Origin of the sequence: Roseobacter sp. GAI101, from assembly GCF_000156335.1 — a bacterium.
Classification (GTDB): Bacteria; Pseudomonadota; Alphaproteobacteria; order Rhodobacterales; family Rhodobacteraceae; genus Sulfitobacter.
Map to the genome: position 1 here is coordinate 2672584 of NZ_DS999213.1, position 12444 is coordinate 2685027.

General features: G+C 57.1%; 10 protein-coding genes. 8 read left to right on the forward strand and 2 right to left on the reverse strand.

Annotated elements, in window-relative coordinates:
* Nucleotides 1–85: 85 nt before the first annotated feature.
* The gene (gene hrcA, locus RGAI101_RS12435; protein ID WP_008227798.1) at nucleotides 86–1150 is read left to right on the forward strand and encodes a heat-inducible transcriptional repressor HrcA; all 1065 of its coding nucleotides are present in this window, start codon (nucleotides 86–88) and stop codon (nucleotides 1148–1150) included.
* Nucleotides 1151–1159: 9 nt separating this feature from the next.
* Entirely contained in the window at nucleotides 1160–1723 is a 564-nt protein-coding gene (locus RGAI101_RS12440) for a nucleotide exchange factor GrpE (protein ID WP_008228001.1), read from the forward strand.
* A gap of 67 nt (nucleotides 1724–1790) precedes the next feature.
* Here RGAI101_RS12440 and mutS read toward each other — a convergent pair whose 3' ends face one another.
* Nucleotides 1791–4412 carry a DNA mismatch repair protein MutS gene (mutS, locus tag RGAI101_RS12445; protein ID WP_037229521.1) on the reverse strand — a complete coding sequence of 874 codons (2622 nt, stop codon included), beginning with the start codon at nucleotides 4410–4412 and terminating at the stop codon, nucleotides 1791–1793.
* Between the two features lie 239 nt (nucleotides 4413–4651).
* Between mutS and RGAI101_RS12450 the strand changes: the two genes are divergently transcribed.
* The 3 genes from RGAI101_RS12450 (at nucleotide 4652) to RGAI101_RS12460 (ending at nucleotide 9516) form a co-directional block, all read left to right on the forward strand.
* Nucleotides 4652–6313 (forward strand): glycosyltransferase family 61 protein, encoded by a 1662-nt coding sequence (locus RGAI101_RS12450; protein WP_198133696.1) that lies wholly within the window; start codon nucleotides 4652–4654, stop codon nucleotides 6311–6313.
* A 75-nt stretch (nucleotides 6314–6388) separates the two neighbouring features.
* On the forward strand, nucleotides 6389–8647 hold the full coding sequence (locus RGAI101_RS12455; RefSeq protein WP_008225357.1) for an NADP-dependent malic enzyme: 2259 nt from the start codon (nucleotides 6389–6391) through the stop codon (nucleotides 8645–8647).
* The gene (locus RGAI101_RS12460) at nucleotides 8644–9516 is read left to right on the forward strand and encodes a ribokinase (RefSeq protein WP_008227892.1); all 873 of its coding nucleotides are present in this window, start codon (nucleotides 8644–8646) and stop codon (nucleotides 9514–9516) included. Before RGAI101_RS12455 ends, RGAI101_RS12460 begins: the two co-directional genes overlap by 4 nt.
* A 5-nt stretch (nucleotides 9517–9521) precedes the next feature.
* Here RGAI101_RS12460 and msrA read toward each other — a convergent pair whose 3' ends face one another.
* Entirely contained in the window at nucleotides 9522–10187 is a 666-nt protein-coding gene (gene msrA, locus RGAI101_RS12465) for a peptide-methionine (S)-S-oxide reductase MsrA (RefSeq protein ID WP_037228158.1), read from the reverse strand.
* 147 nt (nucleotides 10188–10334) lie between these two features.
* On the opposite strand from msrA, the gene RGAI101_RS12470 reads away from it, so the two are divergent.
* From RGAI101_RS12470 to RGAI101_RS12480, 3 genes are all read left to right on the forward strand, one after another.
* Nucleotides 10335–11243: a D-amino acid aminotransferase gene (locus tag RGAI101_RS12470; RefSeq protein WP_008227957.1), complete on the forward strand. Its 909-nt coding sequence runs from the start codon at nucleotides 10335–10337 to the stop codon at nucleotides 11241–11243.
* The gene (locus RGAI101_RS12475) at nucleotides 11243–11935 is read left to right on the forward strand and encodes a hypothetical protein (RefSeq protein ID WP_037228160.1); all 693 of its coding nucleotides are present in this window, start codon (nucleotides 11243–11245) and stop codon (nucleotides 11933–11935) included. Before RGAI101_RS12470 ends, RGAI101_RS12475 begins: the two co-directional genes overlap by 1 nt.
* A gap of 83 nt (nucleotides 11936–12018) precedes the next feature.
* On the forward strand, nucleotides 12019–12432 hold the full coding sequence (locus RGAI101_RS12480) for a DUF7282 domain-containing protein (protein ID WP_008228350.1): 414 nt from the start codon (nucleotides 12019–12021) through the stop codon (nucleotides 12430–12432).
* The last annotated feature ends 12 nt before the right edge of the window (nucleotides 12433–12444 follow it).

A 12444-nucleotide genomic window follows, 5' to 3' on the forward strand; every position in this document is an offset into this window, starting at 1 on the left:
TAAGTTGCATTGGGGATAACTCTGCACGCCATCTTGATGCAACCCCGATTGACGTTTGCCCCCCGAGCCCCTTTATTGGGGCATCATGGAAAAAACACCTACAGTTCTGGACGAAATGAATGACCGGTCGCGCGAAGTGTTCCGTCGTGTGGTCGAAGGCTATCTGGCGAATGGCGATCCTGTGGGGTCGCGGACATTGACACGCGACTTTAGCGAAAAGGTCAGCGCGGCGACCATTCGCAATGTGATGCAGGACCTCGAATACATGGGGCTGCTGGGAAGTCCCCATGTCAGCGCGGGACGGATTCCCACACAAATGGGACTGCGGATGTTCGTCGACGGGATGATTGAAATCGGAGATCCGACGGACATCGACCGCGAGAAGATCGACGCCACGATGGGCGATAACGGGGCGGATGTCAGCGGGATCCTGGACCGTGTCGGTTCGGCGCTATCGGGTGTGACGCGCGGGGCGTCGCTGGTGTTGACGCCCAAACACGAGGCGCCGATCAAGCATATCGAATTCGTTTCTCTGTCGCAGGACAGAGCCTTGGTCGTGCTTGTCTTCTCGGACGGGCATGTTGAAAACCGGCTGTTCACGCCACCGCCGGGACAGACGCCAAGCAGCATGCGAGAGGCGGCAAATTTTCTGAACGCCTTGGTCGAAGGCAAGACGATATCCGAATTGCAGCGCGCGATCTCGAACGAGATCAATCAGCGGCGCCAAGAGATTGATATTCTGGCACGCCAGCTGGTGGAAAGCGGGCTGGCCCTTTGGCAGGGCGAGGGTGAACATCCCGAACGTCTGATCGTGCGGGGCCGGTCGAATCTGATCAACGCTGAGGGCGAGGCCGAGAATGTCGAACTGATCCGCCAGCTGTTTGACGACCTCGAACGTAAGCGCGATATCGCCGAATTTCTTGAACTGGCCGATGCAGGCGACGGTGTGCGCATTTTTATTGGTTCTGAGAACAAACTTTTTTCACTTTCGGGTTCCTCTCTGGTGGTTTCCCCTTATATGAACGCAGATCGTAAGGTGATTGGTGCCGTCGGTGTGATTGGCCCCACACGCCTTAATTATGGACGTATCGTGCCGATTGTGAATTACACGGCGCAGCTGGTTGGGAAACTGATTTCCAACCGCAGCTAGAGGTGGACTATGGCAGAGCCGAGAGAAAACGAATTTTTGGACGACATTGATGATGCAGAGGCTGAAGCCTATGCATCTGAAATGGAAGAGATCGACGACGAAGCGCTGGAGCTGGACCAGTTGCGCGCGGAACGTGATCTGTTGAAAGACCGCTTTATGCGGGCGTTGGCAGATGCTGAAAATGCGCGCAAACGGTCGGACAAGGACCGGCGCGAAGCTGAGAACTATGGCGGGTCGAAGCTGGCCCGTGACATGTTGCCGGTCTACGACAACATGAAACGCGCACTTGAAACGACATCGGAAGAGCAGCGCACCGTCTCAAGTGCATTGCTTGAAGGGATCGAACTGACAATGCGCGAGCTTGTCAACGTTTTCAAAAAGCACGGCATGGAAGTGATCGCACCTGAAGTGGGTGATCGATTTGACCCTCAGTTGCATCAGGCGATGTTCGAGGCACCGGTACCCGGCACGAAAGCCGGTGATATTATTCAGGTCGCCGCAGAAGGTTTCATGCTGCACGACCGTTTGTTGCGGCCGGCGCAGGTGGGCGTGTCGTCCATGACCGCCAGCTAAGGCGATTTTTTCCAGCCCCGGACCCTTCGGGGAGGATTTATTTCCATTTGGAATACGAGGGAGGCGGTCAATCTTTGGCCGCCTCTTTTAGTTTATAGAGCAGATCAAGGGCTTCGCGCGGGGTCAGTTCGTCTGGCATTATGCCGGCGAGGGTGGCTTCGACCTTGGAGGTTTTCTGCGGTTGTGGCGGCGGCGTGGGTGTCACAGCAAACAGTGGGAGATCATCGATCAGGGTTTTCTGGGTGGCACCGCCTTCGCGCTCACCTTTCTCCAACGCTTCAAGCACGACACGCGCGCGCGCGATGACCGATGGCGGCAGCCCGGCAAGCTGTGCGACCTGAACGCCGTAAGACCTGTCAGCGGCCCCCTTTTTCACTTCGTGAAGGAAAATGACTTCTCCCTCCCATTCCTTGACGGTGACGGTCGCGTTTTCGACCCCGTCCAGTTTGGTCGAAAGGGCTGTCATTTCGTGGTAGTGGGTTGCGAACAAGGCACGGGATCTGTTGACATCGTGCAGGTGTTCCAGCGTGGCCCAAGCGATTGAAAGCCCGTCATAGGTGGCCGTGCCGCGCCCGATTTCATCAAGGATCACCAAGGCACGATCATCTGCCTGGTTCAGGATCGCGGCGGTTTCGACCATTTCCACCATGAAGGTGGACCGCCCGCGGGCAAGATCGTCGGAGGCACCGACGCGGCTGAAAATCTGGCTGATCAGGCCGATATGCGCACCCGAAGCGGGGACGAAACTGCCCATCTGAGCCATCAACGCGATAAGAGCGTTTTGCCGCAGGAAGGTCGATTTACCAGCCATGTTCGGACCGGTCAGCAGCCAGATATGCGCATTGTCCGCATCAGCGGACAGGGCGCAATCATTGGCGATGAAAGCCGCGCCCGATTGCTGTGCAAGGGCGCGTTCAACGACCGGATGCCTGCCGCCTTGAATATCGAAAGCCCGCGAATTGTCGACGCGCGGTTTCACCCAGTTTTCAGTTTGCGCAATCTCGGCAAGCGCGGTCGCCAAATCTATTTCGGCGAGCCCGGCTGAAGCGACACCTATCGGCCCCGACTGATCGATAATTGCACGTTTTAGCGTTTCATAGAGCCGTTTTTCAATCTCAAGCGCGTGATTGCCGGCGTTGAGGATCTTTGTCTCCATCTCGGAGAGTTCGACGGTCGTGAATCTGACCTGGTTTGCGGTTGTCTGACGGTGGATGAATTTTTCGGACAGGGGGGCCGAAAGCATCTTTTCGGCGTGGGTGGAGGTCACTTCGATGAAGTAGCCCAAGACATTATTGTGTTTGATCTTGAGCGCTGAAATGCCTGTCAGGGTGACGAATTCCTGCTGCATTTGGGCGATGACGCTGCGGCCTTCGTCACGCAGGGTGCGCACCTCGTCAAGATCGGCATCATAACCCTGGGCGATGAAGCCGCCATCGCGCGCCAGCAGCGGGGGTTCGGCGATCAAGGCTTCGTCCAGCAGATCAATCAGCGCTTCGTGTCCGTGCAGACCTTTGACGGCATTAGACAGCAGATCGGGTAGATCGGCGCTATCGGCCTTGTCCGCAAGATGGCCAGCCTCTGTCAGCCCGTTGCGGATGGCGGCCAGATCGCGGGGGCCACCACGGTCAAGCGACAGCCGGGACAAGGCGCGATCCAGGTCGGGAACGTTGCGCAGATGCTGGCGGAAATCCTCGCGGAAACGCGGGTTTTCGTGGGCAAAGCTGATGGCGTCCAGACGGGCATGAACCGTGTCTAGCACACGCGAAGGCGATGAGATGCGTCGTTCAAGAAGACGTGCGCCACCTGCTGTAACCGTCTTGTCCATCACCGAAAGTAACGTGCCTGCGCGGCCACCGGTAAGGGCGTGGGTCAGTTCAAGATTGCGCCGTGTGGCGGCGTCGATCTGGACTGTGCGGGATTCAGCTTCTTTCTGCGGGGGGCGCAGAAGGGGGAGTTTGCCTTTTTGCGTGATCTCCAGATAGTCGATGATCGCGCCCATGGCGGAAATATCGGCGCGGCTGAAGCTGCCGAATGCGTCCAGCGATCCGATCCCGAAAAGATCACAAATGCTTTTTTCAGCACTGGTGCTGTCAAAGGCAGACCGGGCGAGGGGCGTGAGGGATAAATCGAAATCAGAGACTAACCCGTGCAATTCCGCTTCTTTTGCGTCAGAAACGATCAGTTCTGACGGGGAAAGCCTTGCCAGTTCCGGCCCCAGTCGCGCCAAGGTTAGCGGCATGACGTGAAACGCCCCGGTCGAGATGTCGACCCATGCCAGCGCATGTTGGTCGCGGACTTCGGCAAACGCGGCAAGGTAATTATGCCGGCGCGCCTCGAGCAGGGATTCTTCGGTCAGGGTGCCGGGCGTGACCAAACGGACCACATCACGTCTGACCACGGATTTGTGACCGCGTTTCTTCGCTTCGGCAGGGCTTTCCATCTGTTCGCAGACTGCGACGCGAAACCCCTTGCGGATCAGGGTCAGCAAATACCCTTCGGCAGCATGAAACGGCACGCCACACATCGGGATGTCTTCGCCGCCATGTTTCCCGCGTTTGGTCAGCGCAATGTCCAAAGCCTCGGCTGCGGCGACGGCATCGTCAAAGAACATTTCGTAGAAATCGCCCATGCGGTAAAACAACAGCGCCTCTGCGTATTGCGCTTTCAGCTCAAGATACTGAGCCATCATCGGTGTGATTTTTTCGTCGGTCACTGCAACCCCCCCATTCGGCTTGGTGCTGTCTACAAAACCACGCGCGCGCATGAAAGGGCGGATGATGATGGACCGCAGATCGGACTATGCTAAAAAGCAGAATGAAGTTAACACAGATTAGCGACGAGCAGAAAGTTGAGGCCGCTTTGCGAAACCAAGTGAACCTTGCCCGGGAACCAGAGCAGGTTTTTCTAAATCCTTGGGCGGATGACGGCGTGACGCTGTTGGCAGAGCCGCCATATTTCTGGCGCACCTGTCCTGCTGCGGTAATCGAAGGTGTCGGGGCAAGCGAAAGCGAGGCGCTGAATGACAAGATCGAAGCATTCCTGACCCAAACGCGGCGGCATCGGAAATTCAAGCAACCGATCGTCTATGCCAGTGTACCTGCGATCCTGGACGAGGTCGGGTTTCGCAAGTCATTCATCATGGCGCAGGACCGGATCGTTCTGGGGGGAGCACCGGGTACCCGCGCTGTTAACCGCTTTCGGTGGGCAAACGAGGCCGAGGAGTTTGATCCGCAACAGCGCCTGGTCGATTATTTCGCTGAAAGTCTGGAGGCGAACCAGGGGAAAAAGCTGACGATAGATCCCGAGGCGCTTGGCCCGGATGTCGATTTCGCGATCACCTGTCGGAATACGTTCAACTACTACCACTTTGTCACGGAATCTCTTTGCCAATTGTGCGTTCTGGATGATCTGGATTTTCAGGGCCGCATTTACATCCATTTCCCCAATAACGAACGCAAACTGCGTGACTTTACCCGCAATTTCGTCGCCGTCCTGTTTCCCGAATACAAGGGTCGCGTGTTTTTCGAGCGTGCGCCAAAGGATTATGACCGCGTATTGACGGCCTTTGATCTGATGGGGGTTCATTATCTAAACCCATACATAGAGCCTAATAGACTGAACAAGCTGTCCCCGTCCGATCAGATCTGGCAGGGGCAGACCCCGACGGTCGCGGCGCAAGGCATGCTTCAGATGAATACGGTCGGCTCAAGCCTGATCGCGCTGCGTGAGCGCGCCTTGCGGACCATCGAGGGGCTTGATTTCAGCGATCTGCCCAAGAAATTCTATGTCGGACGCGATACCCGCCAAAGCCGCACGCGGCATATGGAGGGCGAGGACAAGCTGTTCGATCACCTCAAGATGTTCGGCTTTGAGTATGTCGTTTTTGAAAACATGCACCCGCTTGAACAAGTTGCCCTGATGGCGAACGCCGAAATCATGATCTCGTATCACGGGGCGGGATTTACCAACATGTTGTTCGCCAGCCCCGAAACCTATGTGATTGAAATCGGCACGCTGCAAACGGCGATGACCCGTTGGGGTGATTTCTGGCCGGTCGCCAATGCCGCGCAGTGCAAATACGTCAGCTTTTACGCGGACTACAAAGGCGTCGCTCCGGGTGATGAACCCAACCCCTTCAAGGAAGAATTGCTGCCAACTGCATTGTCCCATCAGGGTGCCGGGCAATTGATGGCGTTTGTCGTGGCGTTGGACGGGCATATCCCCGACATGCCGACATCAGGCGACTTGCTAAAGCTGGCCCGGACGCTGTTCAGGGTCGGCGCAGTCGACAAAGCGCTTTGTGTCCTTGAGGCGCATCCAAAGTTGTTGGCGGGTCACATGGATTTGTTGCTGCTGCTGGCTGACTGCCACAAGGAAGCCGATGCCCCCAAGTCCGAGCTGATGGCAATTGACGCCGCGTTCAAGGCGGATCCATCGCGGTGGCAGACCCTTGTTCGCATGGTGTGGTGCGCAAACCGGTGCGAAAGACCGCAGGTGATCCGCTGGGCGATGGCGCGCTTGCAGGCCGATTTCCCCGAACGCCATGATGCGTTTTTGAAAAACCACGACTGGGTGCGCTACGTCGTGTGACGCAAAGCGGCAAGTTTATTGTGCACTGGGCCGTTCGTCGGTATTAAGCGGAAAACCATCAGGGAAGCCGTGCCAGTGTCAAAGAACCGTATTACGTCAGAAGAGGCGCTTGCCTTTCACCTAGAACCAACCCCCGGCAAGTTCGAGATTACCGCGACTGTCCCCATGACAACGCAGCGCGACCTGAGCCTTGCCTATTCGCCCGGCGTTGCTGTTCCCTGTGAATCCATCGCCGAGCATCCTGAACTGGCGTATGACTACACCAACAAGGGCAATCTGGTTGCGGTGATCTCTAACGGGACGGCGGTACTGGGGTTGGGCAATCTGGGCGCGCTGGCCTCCAAACCGGTGATGGAAGGCAAGGCAGTTCTGTTCAAGCGCTTCGCCGATGTGAATTCGATCGACATCGAACTGGACACAGAAGACCCCGAAGCCTTTATCAACGCGGTCCGGCTGATGGGGCCGACCTTTGGCGGCATCAACCTTGAGGACATCAAGGCACCTGAATGCTTCATCATCGAACAGCGCCTCAAGGAAGAAATGGATATTCCCGTCTTCCATGACGACCAGCACGGGACTGCTGTGATCTGTGCGGCGGGCCTTTTGAATGCCCTGAAGATTTCCGACAAGAAAATCGAAGACGTCCGGATCGTGCTGAACGGTGCCGGTGCTGCGGGCATCGCCTGCCTTGAACTGCTCAAAGCGATGGGTGCCAAGCACAACAATTGCATTATGTGTGACACCAAAGGCGTCATCTATCAGGGTCGCACCGAAGGGATGAACCAGTGGAAATCGGCGCATGCCGCGGCGACCGAATTGCGCACATTGGAAGACGCGATGTCGGGGGCCGATGTGTTCCTGGGCGTCTCTGTCAAAGGGGCCGTAACCCCTGCGATGGTGGCAAGCATGGCGGATAATCCGGTGATCTTTGCCATGGCGAACCCCGATCCCGAAATTACGCCCGAAGAAGCCCACGAAGTCCGCCCCGACGCCATCGTTGCCACAGGGCGCAGCGATTACCCGAACCAGGTGAACAACGTGCTGGGTTTCCCGTACCTGTTCCGCGGTGCCCTGGATATTCATGCCCGCGCCATCAATGACGAGATGAAGATTGCCTGCGCCCACGCCTTGGCAAACCTTGCCCGCGAGGATGTGCCGGACGAGGTTGCGCTGGCCTATGGCAAGAACCTCAGCTTTGGACGTGATTACATCATTCCCACGCCGTTTGACCCCCGCCTGATCCACCGCATTCCACCAGCCGTGGCGCGTGCCGGTATGGATACCGGCGTTGCGCGGCGCCCGATCATCGACATGGATGCTTACGAGCTTAGCCTGAAATCCCGCATGGACCCGACTGCGAACATCCTGCGCGGCATCAACGCCCGCGCCCGTGCGAACCAGGCGCGGATGATCTTTGCCGAAGGGGATGACCCCAAGGTGTTGCGCGCCGCCGTGATGTATCAGCGGTCCGGTTTGGGCAAAGCGCTGGTTGTCGGGCGGTCTGACGACGTCAAAGCCAAGCTGGCCAGCGCCGGACTGGAAGACGCCTATCGCGAGCTTGAGGTCGTGAATGCGGCCAATACGACCCACTTGGAAAATTATAAAAGCTTTCTGTATGATCGCCTGCAACGCAAGGGGTTTGACCGCAAGGACATCCACCGTCTTGCTGCGCGCGACCGTCATGTCTTTGCCGCGCTGATGTTGGCGCACGGGCATGGTGACGGTCTGGTGACAGGCGCGACCCGCAAGTCGGCGCATGTGCTAGAGCGTCTTAACCATGTTTTCGACGCCAACGCAGAACATGGTGCCGTGGGCATCACCGCCTTGCTGCACAAAGGCCGGATCGTGTTTATCGGCGATACGCTGGTGCATGAATGGCCCGACGAAGAAGATCTGGCCAACATCGCCGAAAGCGGTGCCAAGGTCGCGCGGCATCTGGGGCTTGAACCCCGGGTCGCCTTTGTCAGTTTCTCCACCTTTGGTTATCCGGTGTCCGAGCGTGCCGAGAAAATGCAGCATGCGCCTGATGTACTGGACCGTCGCGGCGTGAATTTCGAATACGAAGGCGAAATGACCGTCGATGTCGCGATGAACGTCGAAAGCCAAAAGAACTATCCGTTCTCGCGGCTGACAGGGCCAGCCAACATTCTGGTGGTTCCTGCGCGGCACTCGGCCAGCATTTCCGTCAAGCTGATGCAGGAAATGGCAGGGGCCACGGTGATCGGCCCGATCCTGACCGGTCTGGATAAATCGATCCAGATTTGTTCAACCACATCCACCGCCAATGACATCCTCAACATGGCGATCCTGGCAGCCTGCAAGGTCGGCGAATGATCTGGAACCTCGGCTCTATCAACGCGGATAATTTCTATTATCTGCGTCACTTGCCAGCGCCGGGTGAAACGATCGTAGCCGAGGATTTCCGTCAGGGTTTGGGCGGCAAGGGCGCAAATATGTCCGTCGCCGCCGCCCGCGCCGGTACCCGCGTGATGCATATCGGTGCCGTCGGGCCAGACGGTAAATGGGCAGTGGAACGGTTGTTGGAGTATGGCGTCGAAACCCAGCATATCACCATGGTCAACACCGCTACGGGTCATGCGAATATCTGCGTGGCCGAAGATGGTGAGAATTCGATTGTTATATTCGCAGGGGCCAATCACGAGGTGAGTGATCGGATGATCGGCGCGGCACTGTCAGAGGCGTCGCCAGGTGATTTTCTGCTGATGCAAAACGAAACCTTGGGGCAGGAATTCGCTGCCCCGACCGCCAAGACATTGGGAATGCGCGTTGCCTTTGCGGCCGCTCCGTTCGAACCCGAAGTCGTTGCAGAGGCGATGGCCTATATCGATCTGTTGGTTCTGAACGAAGGTGAAGCAGACGAACTGGTGAAGGCGCTAGACCGACCTTTGGACAGTTTGCCGATTGACGACATCGTTGTGACGCTTGGGGCTGACGGATGTAAATGGGTCTCTAACAAGGCGAAAACTACGAAAGATTTTCCTGCCTATCCGGTGACGGCCATCGATACCACCGGCGCCGGCGATACGTTTACCGGTTATCTGGTGGCTGCATTGGACCGCAGGTTAGCGATGGAAGACGCGATCAAGCTTGCGATGCAGGCCGCCGCCCTGATGGTGACGCGGCAAGGGACGGCCGATGTGATCCCGGATCTGAAAGACATCCAGGATCACAATTTCGATTAACTGCCTTAACCGGCAAAGGGTGCCGCGCTGCCCCAAAGCTGTTTCACGCGCTGATCGCGGCCGCAGCCCTTGCGATACCGTTTGTAGGCAACAGATTTCTTGACGGCCAATCCAACGCTGGAAAACGCCAGCCGTTCATCGCTTTTGTAATAATCTTGGTGGTATTCATCTGCCGGGTAAAATGCGGTCTTGCCCAAAACAGGGGTCACGACTGTCTTGCCCAATGCGGCCTGTGCGTCCGATTTGGCTTTTTCAGCGGCGGCTTTCTGGGCCGGTCCATCCGCGAAAATCGCTGAGCGGTAGGAATCGCCGCGGTCACAGAACTGGCCGCCCGCGTCTGTCGGATCGATGGACCGGAAGAACATCGCCAACAGCTGGTCGACGCTGACCACTGCCGGATCGAATTGGATTTGCACGGCCTCGTAATGGCCGGTCCTCCCGGCGACAACCTGCTTGTAGGTCGGGTTTTTCACGGTACCGCCTGCGAAACCGGATACGGCTTCCTTGACGCCCTTCACCCCTTCAAAATCGGATTCAACACACCAAAAGCATCCTCCGGCCACCAAAAGCGTCTCTGTTCCGGCTGCTTTCACCTTTGTTGCCTGTGCGACAAGCCCCAAACCGATGGCTGTGACAAGCGCCACTAACCTGATATTTTTCCCGATACTCATCAAAACCCTCCTCTTTGACATAACGGTGACGGGATTGACGTCACGGCGCAACACACAGCTTGGCGATGTCACGGGCTAGTGATTTCAATTTCAGCCTTGGCGCGGGGCGCTGAACTTCTTAGCGTCGGATCGAAAAGGGGACTTTAGATGCAAGATCACATGACAACCCACCAGGCCGAAGAAGATGCGCGCAACGACGAAATCCTGATTTATCTGAACGGCAAGATTGTTCCCAAGGCGCAGGCCGTGGTCAGCGTATATGACAGCGGCTTTATGCTGGGGGACGGTATCTGGGAGGGGCTGCGCCTGTATGACGGGTGCTGGGCCTTCATGGATGATCACTTTGACCGGCTGTTCGAAGCGTCCAAGGCGATTGATCTGGACATCGGAATGACCCGCGAAGCGTTGGTTTCTGCCCTGTTAGAGACGCAGAGGGCCAATGATATGACTACCGACGCCCATGCGCGGCTGATGATCACCCGCGGCGTCAAAACGCGGCCGTTTCAACATCCGTCCTTGTCCCAATCCGGCCCGACGATCACGATTATCATGGAACATTCGCGCCCCAGCATTCCGCGCCCGATCCGGCTGGCGACGGTCCCGCATCTGCGCGGGTTGCCGATGACGCAGGACCCAAAGCTGAACAGTCATTCCAAGCTGAACTGTATTCTTGCCTGCATCGCCGCGGAAAAGGCGGGTGCCGATGAAGGATTGATGCTGGATATCAACGGCTTTGTGAATACGACCAATGCCTGCAACTTTTTCATCGTGCGCAAGGGCGCTGTCTGGACCAGTACCGGGGATTATTGCATGAATGGCATCACCCGCCAAAAGGTGATTGACCTGTGTCGCGCCAATGACATCCCGGTGTTCGAACGCAACTTCTCGCTTGTTGATACATATGGCGCAGACGAGGCGTTCTTGACCGGTACCTTCGGGGCGCAGACACCGGTCGCGTCCATCGACGGTCGGCAGATCGGGAGCGGGGAGATGGGGCCGATGACCGGGCGGTTGCGCGATCTGTACAAGGACTTGATCAAGCAGGAGTGCGCCTGATGCGGATCGCAATGTGGTCGGGTCCACGCAATCTAAGCACCGCGATGATGTACAGCTTTGGCAATCGGGCTGATTTCACGGTGATGGATGAACCTTTCTATGCGGCCTACCTGGCGGCGACGGGCGAGGATCACCCGATGCAGGCCGAGATTCTGGCAGTTCATGAAACCGATCCCGAACTGGTGGGGGTGCAATGCCAGCGTCAGGGTACGCCGCATCTTTACATGAAACATATGCCACATCACATGTTGGACGGATTCCCGATGGACTGGGCCAGGGACTGCGTGAATATTCACCTGATCCGTCATCCCGCCCGCGTGATCGCCAGCTACACGGCCAAACGCGAAGCCCCCGGTTTCGATGATATCGGCTTTGGTCAGCAAACAGCACTTTATGACAGGATCGGCGGACTGGTGATCGACAGCGCCGATATTCGCGCCGACCCGGAAGGGATGTTGCGCAAGCTGTGCGCTGCGATTGATCTGCCGTTTGATCCTGCGATGCTGACGTGGCCCGCAGGCGCGCGGCCCGAAGACGGGGTCTGGGCGTCCCATTGGTATGGTGCGGTTCATTCAAGCACAGGCTTTGCCGGGGCCGAAGGGCCGTTGCCAACGCTGCCCCCGTCAGAAAAAACGCTTCTTGATCAAGCCTTGCCGCATTATAAAATCCTTTATGATCAAAGGATTATATAAATTTTCACATAATTCAAAAGTTTTTTGAAACTTGCCGCTCCGGCGTGTCGTGACTTAGCCATATCACATATAGGAGTTTAAGAATGAAACTGTTCACAACAACTGCCCTTGCCCTGACAATCGCTGCTGGCAGCGCATTTGCCGCCGCACATTCCACGCCGATGGTCGAAGCCGTAGACCAGGACGTGTCCAATGGTGTCGTAAGCGCTGAAAAAGTCATGGCCGGCGTAAATGGCTGGATGGTCGTCCACCGCACGGATGCCGAGATGAAGCCAGGCCCAGTAGTCGGCTATGCCCCGCTGCGTGCCGGTGAAAACGTCGACGTCGCGGTGATCCTGCAAGAAGAAGTCAAATCCGGCGAGATGCTGATGCTGATGGTGCACGCCGAAGACGGTGGCATGAAGACAGGCGGCTTTGAATATACCTTGGGTGCCAAGGAAGACGGCCCGATCAAGCCTGACGGCAAGTTGGTTATGGCGGTGATCACAGCTAAGTAAGCTTTGATCAAC